This is a genomic window from Pseudomonas sp. IT-P100, assembly GCF_949767185.1.
Classification (GTDB): Bacteria; Pseudomonadota; Gammaproteobacteria; order Pseudomonadales; family Pseudomonadaceae; genus Aquipseudomonas; species Aquipseudomonas fluorescens_B.
Genome location: NZ_CATKQK010000011.1, coordinates 851,573 through 874,634 on the forward strand (window position 1 = coordinate 851,573; position 23,062 = coordinate 874,634).

The window sequence follows — 23,062 nt, forward strand, 5'->3', positions numbered from 1 at the left end:
GAGCAAGCCCCCTCGCCACAAAAGCTAGCCCAGCAGAAACACCGGGGGTGTTGCCGGACGGCAGCGGATCTTCGTGGGTCCCCGCGCCGTCCGTTGAACGCGTTACGCTCGTTCGAGTGCCAGCGCCACGCCCTGACCGCCACCGATGCACAGGGTGGCAAGGCCTTTCTTGGCGTCACGCTTGATCATTTCGTGCAGCAGGGTCACCAGCACGCGGCAACCTGACGCACCAATCGGGTGGCCCAGCGCAATGGCACCGCCGTTGACGTTGACCTTATTCAAGTCCCATTCCAGGTCCTTGGCCACCGCCAGGGATTGCGCGGCGAAGGCTTCGTTGGCTTCAACCAGCTCAAGCTGGTCGATGGTCCAGCCGGCCTTGTCCAGGCAACGGCGAGTGGCCGATACCGGACCGATGCCCATGATCGCCGGGTCCACGCCCGCGTTGGCGTAAGCGGCGATTTTTGCCAGCACCGGCAAACCCAGGGCCTTGGCTTTTTCCGCGCTCATCAGGATCACGGCGGCGGCGCCATCGTTCAGGGACGAAGCGTTACCGGCGGTCACCGAACCGTCCTTCTTGAAGGCAGCTTTCAGTTTGCCCAGGGATTCGGCGGTGGTGCCGGCCCGTGGCTGCTCGTCGGTGGCGAAGGACAGTGGGTCGCCCTTGCGCTGCGGAATCAGGATCGGCGTGATCTCATCGGCAAAACGCCCGGCTTCGATAGCGGCCACGGCTTTCTGTTGCGAGGCCGCCGCGAAGGCGTCCTGTTGTTCGCGGGTCAGGTTGTACTTGTCTGCCAGGTTCTCGGCGGTGATGCCCATGTGGTAATCGTTGAACGCATCCCACAGGCCGTCGCTGATCATGGTGTCGACGATTTGCGCGTGACCCATGCGCAGGCCGGTGCGCGCCCCGGGCATGACGTAGTTGGACAGGCTCATGTTTTCCTGACCGCCCGCAATGATCACATCGGCGTCGCCGCAGCGAATCGCCTGGGCGCCCAGGTGCAGTGCCTTGAGACCCGAGCCGCAGACCTTGTTCAGGGTCATCGCCGGTACAGCGAACGGCAGGCCGGCCTTGATCGACGCCTGGCGCGCAGGGTTTTGCCCGGCGCCGGCGGTCAGCACCTGGCCCATGATCACTTCATCGACTTCAGCAGGGTCCAGACCGGTTTGCGCCAGCAACTGACGGATCACCGCGGCGCCGAGGTCAACGGCGGACACATTGGCCAGCGAACCCTGGAAACTGCCGATGGCGGTACGGGTGGCGGCAACAATGACGACTTCTTGCATGGAATGATTCCTCACTGGTCAGCGAACTGCATTTCCGGAACGTGATCAGGCACGATCAGTTTACCGGCGGTCTTGGCGACGATTTCCTCGACGCTTACACCCGGCGCCCGTTCCTTGAGAATGAACGCGCCGTTTTCGATTTCAAGATACGCCAGGTCAGTCAGGACGCGCTTGATGCAACCGGCACCGGTCAGCGGCAGGCTGCATTGGGACAAGAGCTTGGACTCACCGTCCTTGGACGCATGGGTCATGATAACGATGATGTTGTCTGCGCCGGCCACCAGGTCCATGGCGCCGCCCATGCCCTTGACCAGCTTGCCAGGGATCATCCACGAGGCGATGTTGCCTTGCACGTCGACTTCAAAGGCGCCCAGCACGGTCAGGTCGACATGACCACCGCGGATCATCGCGAAGGACTCGGCCGAGGAAAAGATCGACGCACCGATCCGCGCGGTCACGGTTTGTTTGCCGGCGTTGATCATGTCGGCGTCGATGGTTTCTTCAGTGGGGAAGGGACCCATGCCGAGCAGGCCGTTCTCCGACTGCAGCATGACTTCCATGCCTTCAGGAATGTAGTTGGCGACCAGGGTCGGAATGCCGATGCCCAGGTTCACGTAGAAGCCGTCCTGCATTTCGCGGGCGACGCGTTGAGCCATTTGTTCGCGGGAAAGTGCCATTGTTGTTATTCCTTCATTCGGTCCGGGGGCAGGGGATCACTTACGCACGGTGCGCTGTTCGATGCGCTTTTCGAACGTGCCGCAAATGACCCGGTCGACGTAGATGCCAGGGGTGTGGATCTGCGACGGTTCCAGCTCGCCGGGTTCGACGATTTCTTCGACTTCGACCACGGTGATCTTGCCGGCGGTGGCCGCCAGCGGGTTGAAGTTCTGGGCGGTGTGGCGATAGATGACGTTGCCGAAATGGTCGGCTTTCCAGCCTTTGACGATGGCGAAGTCACCGGTGATGGATTCTTCCATCAGGTACTTGCGACCATGGAACTCGCGCACTTCCTTGCCTTCGGCAACGGGTGTGCCGACACCGGTGGCGGTAAAGAAGGCCGGGATGCCGGCGCCGCCCGCGCGCATTTTTTCGGCGAGGGTGCCTTGAGGGGTCAGGACGACTTCGATTTCGCCTTTGAGCAGTTGGTCTTCGAACAGTTTGTTCTCACCGACGTAGGAGGCCACTACTTTGCGGATCTGCCGGTCTTCCAGCAGGACACCGAGACCGAAACCGTCGACGCCGCAGTTGTTGGAGACCACGGTGAGGTCACGGGTGCCTTTGCGCTTGATCTCGGCGATCAGGTTTTCCGGAATGCCGCAGAGGCCAAAGCCACCCGCGATCACGGTCATGCCGTCTTCAAGACCTGCCAGAGCTTCCTCGTAGGAACTCACGCGCTTGTCGAAACCTGCCATATGCACCTCTTTTATTCTTTGTGGGCGGCTGGCTAGCCGTATGGGATGAAGTGTCTCGCTCGATGATTTATTTGTTAAGTTGATTTTTAAGGTGGATTGATAGATAAAACTCACCAATCCGTAGGAGCTGCCGGAGGCTGCGATCTTTTGATCTTCAGCGATTTCAGCATCGCCCAGTAAAAATCAAAAGATCGCAGCCTTCGGCAGCTCCTACAATACCTCGGAGATACCGCAGATGACCGTTAAGCAGATCCGCGCCTTTCTGGCCGTGGCCCAGAGCCTGAGCTTTGCCGTGGCCTGCGAGCGGTTGCACCTGTCGCAATCGGCCCTGAGCCTGACCATCAAGGCGCTGGAGGAGGGCCTGGGCGGACGGCTGTTTACGCGTAACACGCGTAATGTGGCGCTGACCGCTGAAGGTGAGTCGCTGGTGCCGTTGGCCCGTCGATTGATCGCCGACTGGGACAACGCCGAAGATGAGCTGCGCCAGCGTTTTACCCTGCAACGCGGACGGGTGACGCTGGCGGCGATGCCGTCGTTTGCCGGCAACCTGTTGCCGCCCATCCTCAAGACGTTTCGTGCGCGCTATCCGAAGGTCAACGTCACGGTGAATGACGTGATCAACGAACAGGTGCTGGAGATGGTGCGTGATCGGCAGGTCGAGCTGGGTGTGGCATTTGAGCCGACGCAGAGTTCGTCGCTGGCGTTCACGCCGCTGTACATCGACCGTTTCGTTGCGGTGGTGCCGTTTGATTCCGCGTTTGCTGAACGGGACGATATCGACTGGCAGACGTTGCTTGAACAACCGTTCATTACCTTGCAGCGACCGTCCACGGTACGGGTGATGCTGGAAGAGCACTTGCAGGCGCGAGGGATGAAGTTGCCGGTGGAGTTCGAAAGCCATCAGTTGGCGACGGTTGGAAGAATGGTTGCCAGCGGGCTTGGGGTGAGTGCGGTGCCGGCTTTGTGTGCCGGACAGATGCGCGAGTTGGGCGCGCGGTGCATCACGTTACGCGACCCGGTCGTGGAAAGGGCGATTGGTGTGTTGACCAAACCCGGGATTGAATTGTCGGCGGCGGCGCAGGCGTTATTCGATATTTTGAAGGAGGAAAACCTGGGCCAACGGGTTTCCATGGACTGATCACTGTCCACCTGATGTGGGAGCCAGCCTGCTGGCGATAGCGGTATGTCAGTGACCGTGAATGCTGGATGTGCTGACCCAATCGCCAGCAGGCTGGCTCCCACAGGGGGTAGTGGCGTCAGGTGGAGAGGCGTTGAGCCAGCAGCGGTAACAGCTGTTCGCAGGAGGCTTCAATCTTCAGGTCCAGGAGATCGTCCGCCCGTGTCTTCCCCAGGTTGATTGCCAGCAACGGCTTGCCCTGATCCGCCACTGCCCGGCACAAACGAAACGCCGAATACGCCATCAACGACGACCCGACCACCAGCAGGCCCGCGGCTTTCTCGACCGCCGCCATCGCTTTGGCTGCCGTCTGTTGCGCCACGTTCTCGCCAAAAAACACCACATCCGGTTTCATCCGTTCACCGGCGCAATGCGGGCATTGCGGCACCTGGAAGCGCGCCTCGAACGCCGAATCGAGCAAGGTATCGCCATCCGGCGCCTGTACCGCGTCGACACCGGCCAGGTAAGGGTTCTGCGCTTCCATCAACTGCTGGATCGAGTCGCGTTCGCTGCGTTGCCCGCAATCCAGACACAACACCCGGTGCAGGCTGCCATGCAGTTCAATCACCTCGTGACTGCCGGCCTGATCGTGCAAGGTGTCGACATTCTGGGTAATCAATCCGCCGATCCGCCGAGTGCTTTGCAGACTGGCCAACGCCTCGTGCGCCACATTCGGTTGTGCCAGGCGCACCCGCGGCCAGCCGAGCATCGCCCGCGCCCAATAGCGGCGCCGGGATTCCGGGGCGGAGAGAAATTCCTGATACATCATCGGCTGCCGGCCACGCCGTATGCCCTGATTGTCGCGGTAGTCCGGAATGCCCGACGGGGTGCTGATGCCGGCACCGGTCAGGACCACAAACGGTTGGTCGGCCATGAGCTGCTGGAGCCGGTCGAGTTGTTCGCGGGTACGGCTGTCGAGCATGTTCAACACTCCGATGGGCCTGTAGGCGCTGCCGAAGGCTGCGATTTTTTGACTTTCAGCGATTTCAGCATCGACCAATAAAATCCAAAGATCGCAGCCTTCGGCAGCTCCTACAGTAATCGGTTCGCAGTCCGCGGTCACCGGTGCTTATTTACGCGCTTCCAGAATCAGGTTGAATGGCGTTTCCGTGGCTCGACGGAATGTCTTGAATCCGGCCTCGGTAAACACTTTGCGCAGTCGCGCCTCACCCGCCTGGGCGCCGAGCCCGAGCCCGACTTCCTGGGACAGGGAGTTCGGTGTACAGATGAAGGTCGAAGCCGCGTAGAACAACCGGCCGACCGGGGTGACGTTGTCGTCGAGCTTGTCATTGGCGAACGGTTCCACCAGCAGCACCGTACCGTCGGGTTTCAGCGAGTCATACGCGTGCCTGGCTGCACCCACCGGATCGCCCATGTCGTGCAGGCAGTCGAAATAGCAGACCAGGTCGTAGTCATCACCCGGATAGCTTTTCGCCGTGCCCTGGAAGAACCGCGCCCGGCCGGCCACGCCGCCTTCTTCAGCACGCTGGGTGGCGACGGTGACGGACGGGGCGTGGTAGTCGAAGCCAACGAACCGCGAATCCGGGAACGCCTGGGCCATGATCACCGTGGAGGCGCCATGGCCGCAGCCGATGTCGGCGACTTTGGCGCCCGCTTCGAGTTTGGCGACGACGCCGTCTAGGGCCGGTAGCCATTCGGTGATCAAGTGCGCTTTGTAGCCGGGGCGGAAGAATCGCTCTGTGCCGCTGAACATGCACGGATGGTGATCGCCCCAGGCCAGGGCCCCGTTGCCGCGCATGGCGTTGACCAGTTTGTCCTTGTCATGGAAAAACGACGCGACCACCCCGACACCACCGGCGATGTAGACCGGCGAATCTTCGATGGCCAGGGCCAGGGCTTGTTCTTCGGGCAGACGGAACTGGCCGTCGCTGTGTTCCATATAGCCGGAAGCGGCGTGGGCGCTGAGCCATTCGCGCAGCAGACGGGGGTTGCAGCCGGTCTTGTCGGCAAGTGCTTCAGGGGTGATTGGCTGGCTGTCGGCCATGGCCCGGTACAGGCCGAGCTCTTCGCCGAGGATGACGTTGGCGAGCATGGCCGCGCCACCCATGTCGTTCACCAGTTTGCCCATGAAATCGTTGAGTCTGGCCTCGTCCATCATGTGTGCTCCTTCAGCAGGATCACGGTCCAGAGGCATTGTTTTCGAGGCGTTCAGCTCTGGGCGGTGGTCGTGGGAATGAACAGGACAATAACCGCGTCCTGGGTGCTCTAAGTTTAGTCCGGTGGTTGTGGGCCGCCGGCCGCAGCGACGAAAGCCCATCCTCCAGACACCCCCAATCCCCTGTGGGAACCCGCAGGGGATTGGGGGTGTGTATCTCACTGTATCTAAACACCACCCCGACACATTCCAGTTCATTCCCCGCCACTGCCGAACACAGCCCAGATACAAACCTGCGATGAACTGCATAGGCCGCTTGGCGCCCTATACACCGTGAAGGGGACAACAATGACCATGCTCCTGCCTGAAACCGACCTGAATTCCACCCCCGTCGATCGCCTGCGCGTCGACCAATACACCAACGGCCTCATCGGCCCGAGCCAGCCGATGCTCGGCCCATTGGCCGACGGTGGCACCCTGATCACCGGCACGCCGCCGGGCTGTTGGGGGCCGATGATTACGCCAGCCTTCGAGGGCGGCCATGAAGTCACTCAACCGGTGGCCATCGCCGGTGCCGAAATCGGCGATGCCGTGGCGATCAAGATCAAAAGCCTGCGCGTCACGTCGCTGGCCACCTCGTCCGGGGTGATGAGTTTTGTCGAAGGCCGATACAACGGCGACCCGTTCGTTTCGAAATTCTGCAGCAAATGCGGCACCGAACACCCGGCCAGTCACGTCGAAGGCATCGGCGAGGATTCGATTCGCTGCAACAACTGTGGCGCCGAGGTCAGCGCGTTCCGTTTCAGCCACGGTTACGTGATCGTGTTCGATGCGCAGAACCAGGTCAGCCTGACCGTCAATCAGGACATCGCCAATCAACTGGCCGGCAACGCCTCCGAAATGTCGGCGCTGCCGGAATTCGCCGCCCAGCATTCGATCCTGTCCCTGGCCCGCGCTGACATTCCCGGTGTCGCCGCGCACATGCGGCCGTTCCTCGGCAACATCGGCACCACGCCGTCGCGGGACTTGCCGGACTCGCACAACTGCGCCGATTTCGGCCAGTACCTGATCGGCGCGCCGCACCGTTTCGGCATGACCCGCGAAGAACTGCACGCGGCCAAGACCGACGGTCACATGGACACCAACTCGATCCGCGAAGGCTGCGTGCTGATCTGCCCGGTGAAAGTCCCGGGTGCCGGCGTGTACATGGGCGACATGCATGCCCAGCAGGGCAACGGCGAAATCGCCGGGCACGCCACCGACTGCTCCGGGGAAACCGAAGTGCAGGTCGAAGTGATCAAGAACCTGACCCTGGAAGGGCCGATCCTCCTGCAGAACCTCGACGATCTGCCGCCGATGGCCCGGCCGATGAATGCCCGGCAGCGGCAGAAAGTCCATGAACTGGGTGAGCGCTGGGGTCAGCATGACATCGAAGAGAGCGGCCCGATCACCTTCATCGGCAGTGGCGAAAACCTTAACGTGGCGGTGGAAAACGGCCTGAAACGCGCCGCCTCGGTCACCGGCCTGCCGTATGACGAAGTACTCAACCGCGCGACCATCACCGGTTCCATCGACATCAGCCGCTTGCCGGGCACTGTGCGCGTGACGTTCCTGTGCCCGATGCCGGTGCTGGATCGCATGGGCATTGGCCATCTGGTTCGCGAGAAATACGACCTGGCGTAACGCCACCGACGGGTCTGTACCGAAGTGTGTACAGACCCGCCGGCGATACAACCGCTGCGATTTTCTGCCGGAACGAAACACAGGCCCGATACACCGCTTCGGTTAACTGCGATTCTGTTCTGGCAACCCCTGAGATCGACATCATGCAGACTTCCCTCACATCAACGAAGGCCACCGTCGGACTTGGCCTGCGTCGCGGTTTAATGAAAGACCTCCAGGCCGCCCCGGTGGGCGATTTCGACTTCCTGGAAGTCGCGCCGGAGAACTGGATCGGCATCGGCGGCGCCCATGGCGCGGCGTTGCGCGCCCTGGCCGAGCGGTATCCGTTGTCCTGTCACGGTCTGTCGCTGTCACTGGGCGGGTCGGCGCCGCTGGACGTCGGGTTTTTGCAGGAAGTCCGGGGTTTTCTTGATCAATACAACGTGCCGCTGTACAGCGAACACCTGAGCTACTGCAGCGATGACGGCCACCTTTACGACCTGTTGCCGCTGCCCTTTACCGAAGAAGCGGTGCATCACGTCGCCGCGCGCATTCGCCAGTCCCAGGACATCCTCGGTCGGCGCCTGGCGGTGGAAAATGTCTCTTACTACGCCGCGCCACAGCAAGACATGGACGAGCTGACGTTCACCAATGCGGTGCTGCGCGAAGCCGATTGCGACCTGTTGCTGGACGTCAACAATGTGTACGTCAACTCGATCAACCACGGTTTCGATCCGCAGACCTTTCTGGCCGGCATCGATTCGGGGCGGGTGGTGGCGATGCACATAGCCGGGCATTTCGATGAGTCCGATACCTTGAAAATCGACACCCATGGCGCCTCGGTGAAGCCAGTGGTCTGGTCGTTGCTGGCCGAGGCCTATGCCCGGTTCGGCGCGCAACCGACGTTGCTGGAGCGGGATTTCAATTTCCCTGCGTTCTCTGAATTGGTCGCCGAATTGCGAACCATCCGCCGCTTGCAGGCCAAGGGGATGAACCGTGGATAAACCCACCCTGTTTCAACAGCAGAACACCCTGGGTCTTTACCTGCGCGACCCGGAACACTGCGCGCCACCGGCCGGGATGGATGTGGCGCGGGCGCAGGTTTACCGCGACTTGATTTTCAACAACCTGTCGATGCTGCTCAGCGGCACTTTTCCGGTGTTGATCAAGATTCTGGGTGATGAGCACTGGCGTTCGCTGATGCGGATCTTCCTGCGGGACTACCGCGCGCACACGCCGAAATTCGGTGAGATCGCCCAGGAATTCGTCGAGTTTCTCGCCGCACAGCCGCCGGCGTTGAACGACGGGCCGTGGCCGCCTTTCATGGTGGAGCTGGCGCATTACGAGTGGGTCGAGATGGCGTTGCAGCAGTCCGAGGCCGAGCCGTTACCGGCGAGCGACGCCGGGGCGCTGCTGGATCGACCGTTGCGGATTTCGCCGCTGGCCTGGCCGTTGGCGTATGCCTGGCCGGTGCATTTGGTCGGACCGGATTATCAACCGGACGCTGTACCGGCCGAGCCGACGTTGCTGCTGGTGCGGCGGGTTGAGGACTGGAGTGTGAAGTTTTCCGCGCTGAGCCCCTTGGCGTGGCGGTTGTTGCAACGCATTGGAGAGTTTCCCGAACTGAACGGGCGGGCGCAGCTGGAGGGATTGGCCGTCGAGGCAGGAACCACCGGATCGCAGGACTTCATCGACAGCGGGACGGCGTTGTTGCGGCAGATGCAGGGAGAAGGGGTGGTTGGCGTAATTGCCTGACCAAACACAATCCTCCAAGCACCCGATAACCCTGTGGAAGGGGGCAGGCCCGCTCCCACAGGGAATGGGGAATGCCCGTTATTTACTGGGCCGAAAAGAAATACCGCGTCAGGTGAAAGAAGATCGGCGCCGCGAAGCAGATCGAGTCCATCCGGTCGAGCATGCCGCCGTGGCCCTTGATCATGGTGCCCCAATCCTTGGCGCTGAGGCTGCGCTTGATCGCCGACATCACCAGCCCGCCGAGGAAACCCATCACCACGATGACGAATGACATCATCAGCGACTGCCAGAAGCTGAACGGCGTCATCCAGAACATGCAGCCGCCAATCAGCGTGGCAGACAAACCGCCACCTACCAGGCCTTCCACGGTTTTCGACGGACTCACCAGCGGCGCAACCTTGTGCTTGCCGAAGAGCTTCCCGAACACGTACTGCAACACGTCACTCAACTGAACGACGAACACCAGATAGAACAGCAGCAACGCGTTCTGGCCCTGGAAACCTTCCAGGTCGAGCAACAACAGCGCAGGCGCGTGGCTGATGCAATAGATGCAAATCATCACGCCCCACTGGATCTTCGCGGTTCTTTCCAGAAAGCCTTCGGTGTCCTGGCTCAGCACCGCAATCGCCGGCAGCAGCAGGAAGGCGTACACCGGAATCAGCAGCGTGAACATCGAATACCAATGGGTTCCGATCAGCACGTATTGCAGCGGAATCAGGATGAAAAATGCCGAGAACAGTGCGTTGTGATCGCCCCGGGTGGTGGGTGTCAGGGTAATGAATTCCCGCAGCGCAAACAGCGAAATGAAGCCAAACAGGATGACCGTTGCGTTACCGCCCAACTGGTAGGAAACGAAGAAGATGATCACCATCCCCCACCAGGCATTCACGCGCTGGTTGAGGTTTTCGATGGTCGAGATCGAGCTTTCCGTTTTGGCCCGTCGGGCCAGCAGTCGGCCGATGAGCGAAGCCACGGCCAGCAGGCAGGCGATCGCAAAAAAGAACCACAAGAACTTTGCTTCAAGACTCATTTCGACAGCCTCACAATGGCGTCACGCGCCCGCTCCAGGAACACCTGTTTTTCCTCGCCGGCAACCCTCTCCAGCGGATTGCCGATGCGGATCGTGCAGATAATCGGCAGCGGCACGTGTTTGCCTTTGGGCATGGAGCGATGCAGGTTTTCCAGGTAGATGGGCACCAGGTCGACATCGGGGAAGGCCTCGCTCAATCGATACAGGCCCGATTTGAACTCACCGGGCAATGCCTGGCTGGACCGGGTGCCTTCCGGAAAGATGATGATCGAATGGCCGGCGCGCACCACATCGAAAATCGGCTCCAGCACGTTCACACCGGGCGCCGGGTTACGTTCGATCAGGACCGCATTCAAGCCTTTCTGCGAGATGTACGACAGAAACCGGTTCTTTCCCCAGTAATCGGCGGCGGCCACCGGCTTCACATTCACCCGGGCTTCGGGGGGCAGGGCGGCGATGATGGCGAGGGTGTCCATGTGGCTGGTGTGATTGGCGAAATAGATGCGCTGGCGCGAAAGATCCGGCGGGCTTTCCCACCTCGCCGTGACGCCGATTAGAAAACGAAGCACCGAAATCAACGCATTACTGATCCACATGGGCGGCACCTTTGAGCTGCTTGGAAATGTCCAGCGTTCGCGTGACGCAGGTAGCAACGGAGCCGATGGCGATGATGGCCAGCGCAATCAACAGCACGTAATGACTGCCATAAACGCTCGCTTCGACAGCGTTCAGCAAAAGCCCCGCCGTCATCACCGCCATCCGGTGTTGCTTGGCCATCGGGCCGATGAAACTCTGCTTGAGACCGATCGAACCGCCAAACACCCTGACATACGCCGTCAGCGCCGCGGCCAGCGCGGCAAACCAGCCAAGGTCCGGATAGCCGATGGCATATCCCAGCCCGACAATCAGCAGGCTGTCGGCAATCCGGTCGGGGAATTCGTTGTAGAGGCTGCCGATGTCGGATTTCTTGCCGCCTTCAATCGCGACCATTCCGTCGAAGAGGTTGCACAGCAGGCGCAGCTGAATGCCGATTGCGCAGAGGATTGAGCCGGCAATGCCGTTATCGATGTTGAGCGCCACGATGCCAACGAGCGCGAAGGCGATGCTGGCCACGGAGATCTGATTGGGGGAGAGGTCTCTTTTCACCAACGTGTCGGTGATGCGTTTGGCCCACCCCGCAGAACGCGTCTTGATGGGTCTTCTGTTTTCATCCATTAGCCAATGTCCATATCAATGATGAGGTACTGCCGAGTACAGCACAGCGGCGATTCACCGACTGCGCCCGACAATATAAAGGCTTTCCTTCGCCCTTGTGTCTGTTTACTGACTGACAGGTCGAGTCGGCAACTTCAACTCTGCACACAAACCGCCGCCCTCGCGGTTGCTCAAGGTCAGGGAGCCGCCGATGGCCAGTGCCAGTTGCTGGGCAATCGCCAGGCCCAGGCCGGTCCCGCCGGTGCTGCGGTTACGCGAGTTTTCCACGCGGTAGAACGGCTCCATCACGTGGGCCAGTTCTTCTTCGGCAATCCCGGGGCCGCGATCCATCACCTTCAACGACAAACTGCCGCCGGGTTTGGACTCCACCCTCAATTCAGCCGCGCCAGCGAATTTGAGCGCGTTGTCCGTGAGGTTCACCAGCACACGTCGCAATGCATGCGGCCGGATATCAATGACCGCTTCACTTTTTCCACTGAGCTGTACGTCTTTGCCCACGTCCTGATAGTCGAACACCAGGCTGTCGAGGAACGAATCCAGATCGGTGCGGCGGTTCTCTTCGGTGGCGCCATGGACGCTGCGGGCATAGGCCACACCTTCACGCACCAGGTGCTCCATTTCGCCGAGATCGTTCCACAGTTTGTCTTTTTCGCTGCAGTCGTCCATGAGTTCGGCGCGCAGTTTCATGCGCGTGATCGGCGTTTGCAGGTCGTGGGAAATCGCTGCCAGCAGTTGCATGCGTTCTTTCAGATAGGCCGCGATGCGCGCCTGCATGGCGTTGAAGGCCATGGCGGCATGGGCGACTTCGGTCGGGCCTTTTTCATCCAGGTGCACGGCGTGGGTGTTGGGGTCCAGTGTTTCTACCGCCTGCGCGAGGCGGGTGAGGGGGCGGATGGCGATTCGCACGGCCAGCCAGGTGCAGAGGATCATCAGCAACAGTTGGCCCAGCAGAACGATGGGCAACCAGGGCGACAGCGGCACCATCGTCGGGATCACGTCGATGGTCACCGGGCTGCCATCGGCCAGTTTCAGATGGACCTGGAAGTGTTTTACCGGGCCGGGAATGTCGGTCATGGTCATTGGGTAGTCCTTGCCGATGGCGTCCTTGATCGACGTCATTGCAATCGGCGTGTCGCTCATGGCCGTACCCGGCGAGCCTTCATTCAGCAAGTAGCGGTAGTTACGGCGATTCAGCTGTTTCAACCAACTCATGCGTTCTTCGGCCGGCAAGCGGTCGAGGATGGCAATGGAGGTGGAAACGTCGGTTTCCAGATTGCCGAGCATGGTGTTCTTCGAGCTTTCGTAACGCTCGTAATACTGCGCGCCGAATGACAGCGCCTGCGCCAGAATCAGACCGATCAGAAAGATCAGCGACAGCCGCGAGGCGAGGGTGCGAGGCCAGCGCAGAGAGTATTTCATGATGGCGCACCGAGGACTTCGACCGGCAGGGAAAACACATAGCCCTCACTGCGCACGGTCTTGATGTAGGCCGGTTCCCGTGCATCGTCGAGCAAGCGCTGACGCAAGCGGCTGACCAGCAAGTCGATGGAGCGGTCGAACAGGTCAGCGTCGCGGCCCTGGGTCAGGTTCAGCAACTGGTCACGATTGAGCACGCGCTGAGGATGGTCGAGGAATACCCGCAGCAACCGATACTCCGCGCCGCTGAGGGCGACCATGGTGCCGTCGTCATCGAGCAAGTGGCGGGCGGAGGTGTCGAGGCGCCAGCGACCGAAGGCCAGCAGGCGCCCGCTTTCGGTGACCACCAGGTTCGGCGGCAGCATCCGCGTACGGCGCAACACCGCGTTGATCCGCGCCAGCAATTCACGGGCGGCGAACGGCTTGACCAGATAGTCGTCGGCGCCCATTTCGAGGCCGATGATGCGGTCGGTTTCATCGTTGCGGGCGGTGAGCATCAATACCGGGGTGGCCTTGTGCTTGCCGGCGCGGATCTCGCGGCACAGCATCAGGCCATCGTCGCCCGGCATCATGATGTCGAGCACGATCAGGTCCACCGGCGTGGACTCCAGGAACGCGCGCATCTGCCGGCCGTCAGCGACAACGGTGGTGCGCAGGCCGTTCTTCTTCAGGTAGTTGCCTACCAGCTCTCGAATCTCGCGGTCATCGTCCACGATGAGAATGTGATCGACGTGTTCCATGGGACCAAGCCTCTGAAAATGGGGGATGACGCACAGTCTATCGAGCCTTTGCCCATTCGCCCGCCACCTTTTGTATTGCAGTGTATCTGGTGTATCGGCGGATACACGCAGACGCAAAAACGCTGGATTTCAGTGGGTTTGTATCGCTGTGTATCCGCAGGCCCCTTTGATACGTACCGATTTACAGGCGCCGGTTTTCGACACAGACGAGATACCTCGCAGGCTTCTAATAGGTTCCATCGAGGCAAACCCAACCGCCTCGGCTCAATTGAACGACCTACTTATTGAAGCCTTGAGGAAACCACCATGAACACCAAAGCCATCTACGCCGCTTGCCTGTTTGCCGCCCTGAACATCTGCACCCTGTCGGCCCGTGCCGAAGCTGACGTCACCGCCAAGACCTACTCCTACGGCACGCACCTGGACATCAAGAAAGTGGTGTCGCTGAAACAGGATGCCTCGAATTCCTGCGGGATTGTGGACGCCCAGCTGACTTACCTGGATTCCCAGAACAAGACCCAGGTCCTGGACTACCGAAAATTTGCTGACTGCGACTCGGACAACTGAGTCCTTCGTTGACCGATTGCCAATCCCCTTCGATACAGGAAAACCATCATGAAAAACGTAACCCGCTACTTGACCGCCGCCGCCTTTGCCCTTGCCGGCGCCGCCGCCCACGCCAACACCGCCGTTGAACAAAGCACCTGCGGCAGCAGCACCTGCTTCCAGCTGACCCCGGTCAACGAGCAGGGCGCCAACGCCTTCCTGGCACAGGATGGCTCCAGCCGTACACCGCAAGGGCAGTTGTTGGCCGAGAACGGCAGCAGCCGCACGCCACAAGGTCAGTTGCTGGATGAGCAGACGGCCTGAGGCCGGACAGTGTTTCAGTCGTCACCCCTGATCCCATGTGCGAGCGGGCAAGCCTGCTCCCACAGGTCATGGGTGGTGCGTCGCCCTCCATCATTTCAAGGTGATCCTCATGTTTCTCATCGCTTTCCTGGGCGGCATATTGACCGTCCTCAGCCCCTGCATCCTCCCGGTCGTACCGTTTCTGTTCGCCGGCGTTGACCGCACTCGCTCGTCGATCCTGCTCACCCTCGGCGGCATGGTCCTGACTTTCGCCCTGATCTCCAGCCTGGCCGTGGTCAGCAGCGAATGGGTGGTACAAGCCAACAACACCGGTCGTCATGTGGCTCTGGTCGTGATGGGTCTGTTCGCCCTGTCGCTGATATCTGCACGGGTCGGTGGCTGGCTGGCTCGCCCGTTGGTCCTGCTGGGCAACCGCCTCGACCCGGAAACCCGGAAAATGTCCGGGCCTTTGGGGTCGGTGATGATCGGTGTCGCGACAGGTCTGCTCTGGGCACCGTGCGCCGGGCCGATCCTCGGGGTGATCCTCACTGGTGCGATGCTGCAAGGCGCCAATGCGCAAACCAGTCTGTTGCTGGTGGCGTACGGCCTGGGCAGCGCGTTGTCCCTGGGCACCCTGATTTTCGCCGGTCGCGGCCTGGTCAATCGCTTGAAAGCATCGATTCCGGTCACCGGTTGGTTGCGTAAGGGGGCCGGGGTTGCGGTACTGGCCGCCGCGGTGGTGATTTCCACCGGCGCCGACAAGACTCTGCTCGCTGGCACCTCGTCCGAAGGCGTCAGTACCCTGGAGAAAGGTGTGTTGGAAAGCGTACCGAAAGTGGTGGATTACCTGGTCAGCAAGGTCAAGGCCGACACGACCATGGATAACGCCCAAGGCGCCATGCCGTCGCTGTCCGGCGCCGTCGAATGGATCAACTCGCCAGCCCTGACCAATGACTCGCTCAAAGGCAAGGTGGTGCTGGTGGACTTCTGGACCTACGACTGCATCAACTGCCAGCACACCCTGCCTTACGTGAAAGACTGGGCGAAGAAATACGAGAAGGATGGCCTGGTCGTGATCGGCGTCCATACCCCGGAGTACGGCTTCGAACGCATCATCGGCAACGTCAAGGATCAAGTGAAGAAGCTCGGTATCACCTACCCGGTGGCCATCGACAACAACTACGCGATCTGGCGTAACTTCGACAACCAGTACTGGCCCGCTCACTATCTGATCGATGCCAAGGGGCAGGTGCGTTTCACCCACTTCGGTGAAGGTCGCTACGAGACTCAGGAGAAGATGATCCAACAGTTGCTGGAAGAGGCCAAGGCAGACGCCAAGGCCGCCACCGCACCCGCGGCGTAAGCCTGAACATCAATGGCTCACAGGTCTCGCACCATGAGCCATTGTTCTTTGTCCCACGCCCGAAAAGATTCCAGCGCCGTCCAGCCACGCTTGGCGTAGTAGTCGCGTTTATCCTGGGTGTGCAGATAAATCCTCGTCACACCGCGGGCCCTCGCTTCCTCGCAGATCCCCTCGATCAATCGCTCCGCCAGACCCTTCCCGCGCGCTTCAGGCGTGATGAAGACGCAGGCCAGCCACGGCCCCAGATCCGGGCGATGGGCCAGATCCGCTCTGGCCAACGCTGCGCCACCCTTCAATTGATTCCTCTCCAGCGCAATCAGGCATTTCCAGTGGCCGTTCAGTTGGCCTTCGGCAAACTCCTGTTGCCAGTCGGTCAGGGGTTGGTCGGCGTATTCGTAGTGGAATTGCCGATGAATCCAGGCCGCGAAGGTGTCGCTGTGCTGCGGATGGGCGGCGAGCCAGTCCAGTTGGGGTGTCATGGTTGAATCCTTTCAAAAGTCGGTGGCCCATAAGAGCCGATTCACGACGTCCCGGCAATCCCGAGGTGGCTCCGCGAAGCCGTCTGACCTCGTCGCCATGCCGCGGGCGGCGCGCCGAACTCACGACGAAATGCTCGGCTGAAGGCCGTGTCGGTCTGGTAGCCGACCTCTTCGGCGATGCGCAACAATGAGCTGTTACTGCTGCGTAACAGGTTCGCCGCCAGCAGCATCCGCCATTGCGTCAGGTACTGCATCGGCGAAATGCCCACCAATTGTTGAAAGCGTTCGGCCAACACCGATCTTGACGTGCCGGCGGTGCGCGCCAGTTCATCCAGTGTCCAGGCATGACAGGGTTTTTTGTGCAACGCGTTGAGGGCGGCGCCAACGATCCGGTCACCCACGCCCGCCAGCCATCCCGTTCGTCCTTCGCCCTGTTCGTGCATGTACAGGCGCAGCACCTCGATGAACAGCACCTCGGCCAGTTTGGCCAGAACCCCTTCGCCGCCGGGCCTCGGCGAGCGTGCTTCAGTCAGTGCGTAACGAACCGACGATTCCAGCCACATGCCGGCATTCGAATCCCGCACATTGACCCGCACCACGGCCGGCAACCCGGTCAGCAACATGCCCGCCAACCGCGTGTCGCACGCCAGATAGCCGCACACCAGCCGCGTGACTGTGCCGCCACCGCCGTAGCTCAACTGCCGCGGACGCCGTGACAGCACCACGTCCAGCCGCGCCCCTGTTGCCGGTTTGAGGCCGGGTGCCGAGCTCATGCGGTGCGCGTCTCCCTGAGGGAACACCACCACATCACCGGCCGTTAATTGAAGGGGCGGATCATCGCCGAGTTCGACAAAACACTCGCCTTCGGTGATCAAGTGAAAGATCACCACGCGTTCGGCGCCGGGCTCCAGGAACGGCGCTGCGGTATCGGCGCTCGGCGACTGGTAGCACCAGGGCGCGGTGAACCTGGCGTTGATGAAAATTGCGCCGACCAGGCGGACGACGCGCAGGGTCTGGGACAGGGCGTCCATGGTGGTTTTCCCCTGTGGGCGGGCAGCTTTTGATTGTGAGCCTGTCGCGGCGCAACGCAAAACCTCCGGACGATCGGACAGTGTTGGCCGACGATCGGGCAGGACGCCCCCGGCCAGCAGCGCGATAGTGGTCACACAGGGTCTGCCGACCCTGTCATCAATAACAAGAATGAGAGGTTGCCATGCCGAAGTTCGTCATTGAACGCGAGATTCCGGGTGCTGGAACACTGTCAGAAAGGGATTTGAAAGCGGCTTCGCAAAAGTCCTGCAGGGCGTTGCGCGATTTGCCGGAGGTGCAGTGGCAGCAGAGCTATGTCACCGGCGACAAGCTCTACTGCGTGTACATCTCCCCCAGCGAAGAGTTGATCAGGGAACACGCCAGGCAGAGCGGTTTCCCGGCCAACAGCATTTCCCGGGTCACATCCATCATCGATCCCACCACGGCGGAATGAGCCGGGGGTGTTCCACCCTGTATCGGAGCGGATTTAATGAGTACACCCATTGATCTCACTGCCCTGAAAAACCGCCAGATGGCCTCCTGGGCCAGCGGCGACTATGCCGTGATCGGCACCACCTTGCAGATTGTCGGCGAGCAGTTGGCCGAAGCCTGCGACCTGCTTTGCGATGAACGCGTGCTCGACGTCGCCGCCGGTAACGGCAATGCGACGCTGGCAGCCGCGCGCCGTGGCGCTCACGTCACCTCAACCGACTATGTCGCTGCCCTGCTTGAGCGTGGCGAAGACCGGGCCCGGGCCGAACGCCTGGAGGTCACTTTTCAAGTGGCCGACGCCGAGGCATTGCCTTTCGAGGATGGCAGTTTCGATGCCGTGCTTTCGACTTTCGGTGTGATGTTTACACCGGACCAGGCAAAGGCGGCTGCGGAACTGGCACGGGTCTGTCGCCCCGGTGGCCGGATCGGCCTGGCCAACTGGACGCCCGAAGGCTTTGTCGGCCAGATGTTCAAAACCCTCGGCCGCCATCTGCCGCCACCGCCAGGGGCTCAACCACCCTCGAACTGGGGCACCGAGGCCTGGTTGCATGCGCACTTCGATGAGCGGGATTTCCTGCTCCAGGTGACCCGGCGGTTCTTCAACTTTCGTTACCGCTCGGCGGCGCATTTCATCGACACGTTCCGCACCTGGTACGGCCCGGTCCACAAGGCGTTCGCGGCGCTGCCACCGGAAGGTGCCACAGCCCTTGAAGGGGATCTGACCGAGCTGATAAACCACATGAACCGGGCGGGAGACAAGTCGCTGGTGGTGCCGAGTGAATACCTTGAGGTGGTGATCACAAGGCGTTGACCGGTCCACGCAAAACCCCTTGTGGGAGCGGGCGTGCTCGCGAAGGCGGAGTGTCAGGCAACATCATTGTCGACTGAAAGACCGCCTTCGCGAGCACGCCCGCTCCCACAGGGATGTGGGGTGTCTGGTCGATTGATTACTCATCCAGCCGCTCGGTGTACACCACCCAGACACTGCACGGCATTTTGTACAGCAGGTGCTCCACCGTGCTGCCGATCAGCCGCCCGAGGCCACGATGGCCGATCCGGCCCATGACCAGCACGTCGACGTCGAAGGCATCGGCATAGCGGGTCAACACCTTGGCCGGGTTGCCCATGATCATGTGCCGTTGCTCCGGCGCGATGCCGTTACGTTCGACCAGCTCGTGGAAGGCTTCCTCCTGATAGTCGAATACGGTTCTGGCCTTGGCCGAAGAGAAAAACGCAGAGCCATTGTCGAAGCCGAATTCGTCGGCGCTGATGGATGACAGGTCGTAGGCGTAGACCACGTCCAGTTCGGCATCGCAGACGCTCGCCAGTTTCAACGCTTCGTGAAGGATCCGGTCGTTGAAGCTTTTGTACTGATCATCCCGATGAAAAGGATCGACCGCCGCAACAATCCTGCGGGGCAGGGCATGCACGGCATGGCTGACGAAATGCAGCGGCACCGGGCACTCACGCAGCAGATGCACATCAAGAGGCGTGAACATCAGCCTTGAGAGCATCGAATGCGGCTCCAGCGCCTTGATCAGCACGTCCATCGGTTGTTCTTTGAGGTGAATCAGTATTTCTTCCAGCGGACGTTCGACCCACGTCACTTCGGTGGTGACCTTCACGCCGATCTTGCGCAACGGCCGGGCCTGTTCCTCAAGCCATTGCCGGTGTCGATCGACATAGCCCAGGCGCATTTGCTCCAGCGCTTTTTCATTGACCAGGCTGGCGGTCGCCAGGCCTTCCAGATAATCGAACGCCACAATGTGCAGCGCCGCGTCTTCGGCCTTGGCCAGCGCCGCGGCCCGGTCGAAGGCGGGGCTGTGTTCCATCAGGGGCGAGGCGACCAGCATGAAACGTGATTGCTCAGACATGACAAACCTCCCGTGGGTGAACGAGCAGGTGATGGTCCCGTTGCAACAGCCTGGACATTGCCGCCCGGTGCGCGGTCATTCGACAGGCATTCAATCCTTCAAGTATTGACCATGTTCGACGTCCTGTCCGTCAGGTGGGCACAGGGGGCATTTGGCGTTCGCGCGGCCTATACCACTTTGGCGCCGCGTGCCTTTAGCAGTTCGCGCAATACGGAGCGATGGCAGTGCGCTTCAACCTCGCAATAGCACCCGATGGCCATCGAGGTTTGATGGGAGAGGGCCGCCAACAAATCGAGCAGCTGGCTGGCGGCAGGATGATTCATTTCAGCCTTGAACTTGCGCCGAAAAGCCTCCCAGGCTTTTTCGTCTTCTGCGGCTTTTGCTTCTGCAACCAGTTCCTCACTGGGCGACAACAGCGGCTGCCACACATCATAAAAATCACGGCTGGCAAACTCGGCTTTCGGCACACCCCGAGGCGGGCGGCGCGCCGTGCCTAAACGCAGGCCTTCATCGGGCAAGCGAGGTGAACCGAGTCGCACGATATGAATGGGCATGGCGACTTACCGGAGCCGCGACCCGTCAAACCACTCCAGCGCCGTACGCCAGATGCAGATCCCCAGAAAGTAGGCCGACATCAGCAGCCAAAGCCCCATGACCATCGGGTTGATCACCGGGTGGTTGATCACCAGCGACAAGCTGCACAGCAACCAGATGGCGGTCACGGCAATGTTGATCGGCATGAACTTGCGCACGCGGAACGGGTGCAGGAATTTCATCCGGGTCACGGTCAGCAGTGCCAGGCCGATGACGGTGAGCAGGGTGATCCACGGCGACGGTGCGATGATGTACAGGCATAGCGCAACCACGTTCCAGGCCGCGGGGAAGCCCTGGAAGTAGTTGTCCTTGCTTTTCATATTGACGTTGCAGAAGCAAAACAGCGACGAGACCAGAATCAGCGACACGGTCAACAGCAACGTGTAGTCCGGCAATGGAATGTAGCGATAGATGAACAGCGCCGGGATGAACACATACGTGAGGTAATCGATCACCAGATCGAGGATCGAACCGTCGAAACTCGGCAGTACCGACTGGACATTGACCTTGCGCGCCAACGCACCGTCCAGCCCGTCGACGATCAGGGCGACGCCCAGCCACAGCAGGCAGTTGGTGGGCTGGTTTTCCAGCAGGGCGAGGGTTGCGAGGAAGGCAGTGACCACGCCAGTGGCGGTAAAACCATGGGCGCCCCATGCTTTGAGCCTGGCGATGTGTAGAGTCGAAATCACGGGGGCGTTCTCCAGAAAGTGAAGCAAGCCAGTCATCACCCTCGTCGATCGAGGGCGGCGGCAAACCGGGTCGGGTTGCAGGTATCGACCGGAAATCCAGGAATAAGGTTCACCGTCTGTGAATCTTAGCTGCGCCGCCAAAAAATACTTCGGATTAATCCTGAGGCTGTTCGCTTGAGAAAACGCTTGAGTGGGACTGACATTCTTGACGATGGGGAATGTCCCCGGCGGACTGTGCTGGTACATATCCGTTTCTGCGGTAACGGCGGCTATGGGTTCCGCTCTGACAGCGGGTTACTTGGAAAAGCGCCAAGTAACCAAGCGCCAGTGCCCCTGACGTACGGCCTCCCGACGGGGCAGATCAAGATCAAAATCAAAAACAAAGCGAGGCGGCCTGATAGCCGACCTGAATTCCGTCAAGATCATCGGCGGTGAACACCCATGTCATGCCACCCGACAATCCACTGTGGGAGCTAGCCTGCTAGCGATGGACGTCCAGACACCGCATTGATTCAGATCGCCCGCGAAGTCAGCCAAACGGTGCTGGCGCAATAGCCTGCGAGGACTATTGTTGCCTGACCCAACCCATGAGGACGTCGTCATGAATACCAGCGATTTGCTCGAACAACTCCTGCGAGCCGGCCAGGGCTCGATGACACAGCAAGGTGGCGGCGTACCAGGCCAGGGCGGCATGGGTGGCGGTCTTGGCGGATTGCTCGGGGGACTGCTGGGCGCAGGGGGCAGTGCAAACAGCGGATTGGGCGGTTTGCTGGGAGGACTGCTCGGCGGCGGCTCCGGCTTGGGCGGTTCAACCCAGCGGCGCTCCGGTGGCGGCACCCAGTACGCGGCGCTGGCCTCCCTCGGCATGATGGCTTTTCAAGCGTATCAGGCCTGGCAGCGCAGCCAGGCGGCCGCGCCGCAACAGGCACCCCGCACCGTGGACTTGTTATCCGGCCCGGAAGTCGAGGATCACAGTCACGCCGTCCTGCGAGCATTAATAGCAGCGGCAAAGGCCGATGGCCGGATCGATGACGCCGAGAAACAGATGATCAGCACTGAACTCGGCCGCCACACCGATGACCCGGAACTCCAGCAATGGCTGGACAATGAAGTTGCCCGTCCGCTCGATGCCGCCAATGTGGCGGAGGCGGCGACGGACCCGGCGATAGCCGCGGAAATGTACCTGGCCAGCGTGATGCTGGTGGACGATCAGCAGGACGCCGAACGCAGCTACCTCGATGAACTGGCGGCGGCGTTGCAGATCGATCCGGATTTGCAGGTGCATCTGGAGCAGCAGGCCAAGAGCGGCGCGGCCTGACCGGTCGGCCTACACCAGAAACGTCACCCCGTGCGCTTCGGCAATCTCCAGTATCTGCGGCAAATCCTCCGGCACCCTTAGCCGGTCCACTGCCGCAAAGAACTGGCCGCCCCGTGGATCAGACACCACGCCGATCATCTTCGCCGTGGCGCTGATGTTCTTGTAGGCATGGATGGACCCACCGGGTATATGCACGTAACCGCCGGCCGAGACGGCGGTGGAAGTGCCCTCGACCGTCACTTCCACCTGCCCGTCAATCACGTAGAACGCCTCATCCCAAGGATGAAAGTGCAGTGGCGGGCCGCCTCCCTGCACGCCTTCCTGGATGTGCACCTCAAAGGGCTTGCTCAGATCACCGCCCGCGAGAATCGTGATCGCCTCACCCACGACATTGACCGGCCTGGGGGTTTTTCCAGACCCGATGACGTGAACCGTTCGCATGACTGCTCTCCCGAAGATGAGTCCACACCCGGTTGAGTATATTCACTCGAACCGCGCCGGGTGCGGCGGCGCAAGGCCGTCTGTCAGGGTAATTTCAACCCCGATTGAATTTTTCTCCGGGCAAATC

Annotated in this window: 26 protein-coding genes; 10 read left to right on the forward strand and 16 right to left on the reverse strand. The window is 60.9% G+C overall.

Annotation, left to right across the window (positions count from 1 at the left end):
• Positions 1-102: 102 nt before the first annotated feature.
• From ACM6IQ_RS12330 to ACM6IQ_RS12340, 3 genes are read right to left on the reverse strand one after another with little or no spacing between them, the layout of a single operon-like run.
• The gene (locus tag ACM6IQ_RS12330; RefSeq protein WP_414878902.1) at positions 103-1,284 is read right to left on the reverse strand and encodes an acetyl-CoA C-acetyltransferase; all 1,182 of its coding nucleotides are present in this window, start codon (positions 1,282-1,284) and stop codon (positions 103-105) included.
• Between the two features lie 11 nt (positions 1,285-1,295).
• Entirely contained in the window at positions 1,296-1,961 is a 666-nt protein-coding gene (locus ACM6IQ_RS12335) for a CoA transferase subunit B (RefSeq protein ID WP_017338016.1), read from the reverse strand.
• 36 nt (positions 1,962-1,997) lie between these two features.
• Positions 1,998-2,696 carry a CoA transferase subunit A gene (locus ACM6IQ_RS12340; RefSeq protein WP_017338017.1) on the reverse strand — a complete coding sequence of 233 codons (699 nt, stop codon included), beginning with the start codon at positions 2,694-2,696 and terminating at the stop codon, positions 1,998-2,000.
• 235 nt (positions 2,697-2,931) lie between these two features.
• Between ACM6IQ_RS12340 and ACM6IQ_RS12345 the strand changes: the two genes are divergently transcribed.
• Positions 2,932-3,834 carry a LysR substrate-binding domain-containing protein gene (locus tag ACM6IQ_RS12345; RefSeq protein ID WP_414878903.1) on the forward strand — a complete coding sequence of 301 codons (903 nt, stop codon included), beginning with the start codon at positions 2,932-2,934 and terminating at the stop codon, positions 3,832-3,834.
• Between the two features lie 118 nt (positions 3,835-3,952).
• Here the strand turns inward: ACM6IQ_RS12345 and ACM6IQ_RS12350 are convergent, their stop codons facing one another.
• Both ACM6IQ_RS12350 and ACM6IQ_RS12355 read right to left on the reverse strand, forming a co-directional pair.
• A complete protein-coding gene (locus tag ACM6IQ_RS12350) occupies positions 3,953-4,795 on the reverse strand; it encodes an NAD-dependent protein deacetylase (protein WP_031318725.1) in 843 nt (280 codons plus the stop codon).
• Positions 4,796-4,942: 147 nt separating this feature from the next.
• Positions 4,943-5,989, reverse strand: a complete 1,047-nt coding sequence (locus ACM6IQ_RS12355) for a class I SAM-dependent methyltransferase (protein WP_031318726.1) — start codon at positions 5,987-5,989, stop codon at positions 4,943-4,945.
• Positions 5,990-6,337: 348 nt separating this feature from the next.
• On the opposite strand from ACM6IQ_RS12355, the gene ACM6IQ_RS12360 reads away from it, so the two are divergent.
• The 3 genes from ACM6IQ_RS12360 to ACM6IQ_RS12370 all read left to right on the forward strand — a co-directional run bounded on the left by ACM6IQ_RS12360 (position 6,338) and on the right by ACM6IQ_RS12370 (position 9,406).
• Positions 6,338-7,672 (forward strand): acetamidase/formamidase family protein, encoded by a 1,335-nt coding sequence (locus ACM6IQ_RS12360; protein ID WP_414878904.1) that lies wholly within the window; start codon positions 6,338-6,340, stop codon positions 7,670-7,672.
• Positions 7,673-7,815: 143 nt separating this feature from the next.
• Positions 7,816-8,655: a DUF692 domain-containing protein gene (locus tag ACM6IQ_RS12365; RefSeq protein WP_414878905.1), complete on the forward strand. Its 840-nt coding sequence runs from the start codon at positions 7,816-7,818 to the stop codon at positions 8,653-8,655.
• Positions 8,648-9,406: a DUF2063 domain-containing protein gene (locus tag ACM6IQ_RS12370; protein WP_017338023.1), complete on the forward strand. Its 759-nt coding sequence runs from the start codon at positions 8,648-8,650 to the stop codon at positions 9,404-9,406. The genes ACM6IQ_RS12365 and ACM6IQ_RS12370 overlap by 8 nt, the downstream gene beginning before the upstream one ends.
• A gap of 82 nt (positions 9,407-9,488) precedes the next feature.
• On the opposite strand, the gene ACM6IQ_RS12375 is transcribed toward ACM6IQ_RS12370, so the two are convergent.
• The 5 genes from ACM6IQ_RS12375 to ACM6IQ_RS12395 form a co-directional block, all read right to left on the reverse strand.
• The gene (locus ACM6IQ_RS12375; RefSeq protein ID WP_017338024.1) at positions 9,489-10,436 is read right to left on the reverse strand and encodes a phosphatidate cytidylyltransferase; all 948 of its coding nucleotides are present in this window, start codon (positions 10,434-10,436) and stop codon (positions 9,489-9,491) included.
• Complete coding sequence (locus tag ACM6IQ_RS12380; protein WP_017338025.1) at positions 10,433-11,032, reverse strand: lysophospholipid acyltransferase family protein; 600 nt, start codon at positions 11,030-11,032, stop codon at positions 10,433-10,435. The genes ACM6IQ_RS12375 and ACM6IQ_RS12380 overlap by 4 nt, the downstream gene beginning before the upstream one ends.
• Positions 11,019-11,651, reverse strand: coding sequence for a CDP-alcohol phosphatidyltransferase family protein (locus ACM6IQ_RS12385; RefSeq protein WP_017338026.1), 633 nt, complete (start codon positions 11,649-11,651; stop codon positions 11,019-11,021). Before ACM6IQ_RS12385 ends, ACM6IQ_RS12380 begins: the two co-directional genes overlap by 14 nt.
• A gap of 105 nt (positions 11,652-11,756) precedes the next feature.
• Positions 11,757-13,070, reverse strand: a complete 1,314-nt coding sequence (locus ACM6IQ_RS12390) for an ATP-binding protein (protein ID WP_017338027.1) — start codon at positions 13,068-13,070, stop codon at positions 11,757-11,759.
• Complete coding sequence (locus ACM6IQ_RS12395) at positions 13,067-13,807, reverse strand: response regulator (protein ID WP_017338028.1); 741 nt, start codon at positions 13,805-13,807, stop codon at positions 13,067-13,069. Before ACM6IQ_RS12395 ends, ACM6IQ_RS12390 begins: the two co-directional genes overlap by 4 nt.
• 306 nt (positions 13,808-14,113) lie before the next feature.
• Between ACM6IQ_RS12395 and ACM6IQ_RS12400 the strand changes: the two genes are divergently transcribed.
• The 3 genes from ACM6IQ_RS12400 to ACM6IQ_RS12410 all read left to right on the forward strand — a co-directional run bounded on the left by ACM6IQ_RS12400 (position 14,114) and on the right by ACM6IQ_RS12410 (position 16,019).
• Positions 14,114-14,374 (forward strand): DUF2790 domain-containing protein, encoded by a 261-nt coding sequence (locus ACM6IQ_RS12400; protein WP_017338029.1) that lies wholly within the window; start codon positions 14,114-14,116, stop codon positions 14,372-14,374.
• 48 nt (positions 14,375-14,422) lie between these two features.
• Positions 14,423-14,677 carry a hypothetical protein gene (locus ACM6IQ_RS12405; protein ID WP_017338030.1) on the forward strand — a complete coding sequence of 85 codons (255 nt, stop codon included), beginning with the start codon at positions 14,423-14,425 and terminating at the stop codon, positions 14,675-14,677.
• Positions 14,678-14,786: 109 nt separating this feature from the next.
• Entirely contained in the window at positions 14,787-16,019 is a 1,233-nt protein-coding gene (locus tag ACM6IQ_RS12410) for a cytochrome c biogenesis protein DipZ (RefSeq protein ID WP_017338031.1), read from the forward strand.
• Positions 16,020-16,036: 17 nt separating this feature from the next.
• On the opposite strand, the gene ACM6IQ_RS12415 is transcribed toward ACM6IQ_RS12410, so the two are convergent.
• Positions 16,037-16,498: a GNAT family N-acetyltransferase gene (locus tag ACM6IQ_RS12415; protein ID WP_414878906.1), complete on the reverse strand. Its 462-nt coding sequence runs from the start codon at positions 16,496-16,498 to the stop codon at positions 16,037-16,039.
• Positions 16,499-16,539: 41 nt separating this feature from the next.
• Positions 16,540-17,529, reverse strand: a complete 990-nt coding sequence (locus tag ACM6IQ_RS12420) for an AraC family transcriptional regulator (protein ID WP_414878907.1) — start codon at positions 17,527-17,529, stop codon at positions 16,540-16,542.
• 182 nt (positions 17,530-17,711) lie between these two features.
• Here ACM6IQ_RS12420 and ACM6IQ_RS12425 point away from each other — a divergent pair, with 182 nt between their 5' ends.
• On the forward strand, positions 17,712-17,981 hold the full coding sequence (locus ACM6IQ_RS12425; RefSeq protein WP_017338034.1) for a DUF4242 domain-containing protein: 270 nt from the start codon (positions 17,712-17,714) through the stop codon (positions 17,979-17,981).
• A 36-nt stretch (positions 17,982-18,017) separates the two neighbouring features.
• The gene (locus ACM6IQ_RS12430) at positions 18,018-18,830 is read left to right on the forward strand and encodes a class I SAM-dependent methyltransferase (protein WP_017338035.1); all 813 of its coding nucleotides are present in this window, start codon (positions 18,018-18,020) and stop codon (positions 18,828-18,830) included.
• A 136-nt stretch (positions 18,831-18,966) separates the two neighbouring features.
• Here ACM6IQ_RS12430 and ACM6IQ_RS12435 read toward each other — a convergent pair whose 3' ends face one another.
• From ACM6IQ_RS12435 to pcsA, 3 genes are all read right to left on the reverse strand, one after another.
• The gene (locus ACM6IQ_RS12435; protein ID WP_414878908.1) at positions 18,967-19,893 is read right to left on the reverse strand and encodes a universal stress protein; all 927 of its coding nucleotides are present in this window, start codon (positions 19,891-19,893) and stop codon (positions 18,967-18,969) included.
• Positions 19,894-20,060: 167 nt separating this feature from the next.
• Positions 20,061-20,447 (reverse strand): DUF488 domain-containing protein, encoded by a 387-nt coding sequence (locus ACM6IQ_RS12440; RefSeq protein WP_414878909.1) that lies wholly within the window; start codon positions 20,445-20,447, stop codon positions 20,061-20,063.
• 6 nt (positions 20,448-20,453) lie between these two features.
• The gene (gene pcsA / locus ACM6IQ_RS12445) at positions 20,454-21,176 is read right to left on the reverse strand and encodes a phosphatidylcholine synthase (RefSeq protein ID WP_031318729.1); all 723 of its coding nucleotides are present in this window, start codon (positions 21,174-21,176) and stop codon (positions 20,454-20,456) included.
• 601 nt (positions 21,177-21,777) lie between these two features.
• Here pcsA and ACM6IQ_RS12450 point away from each other — a divergent pair.
• The gene (locus ACM6IQ_RS12450) at positions 21,778-22,494 is read left to right on the forward strand and encodes a tellurite resistance TerB family protein (protein WP_414878910.1); all 717 of its coding nucleotides are present in this window, start codon (positions 21,778-21,780) and stop codon (positions 22,492-22,494) included.
• A gap of 9 nt (positions 22,495-22,503) precedes the next feature.
• On the opposite strand, the gene ACM6IQ_RS12455 is transcribed toward ACM6IQ_RS12450, so the two are convergent.
• Positions 22,504-22,935: a cupin domain-containing protein gene (locus ACM6IQ_RS12455; RefSeq protein WP_414878911.1), complete on the reverse strand. Its 432-nt coding sequence runs from the start codon at positions 22,933-22,935 to the stop codon at positions 22,504-22,506.
• Positions 22,936-23,062: the final 127 nt, after the last annotated feature.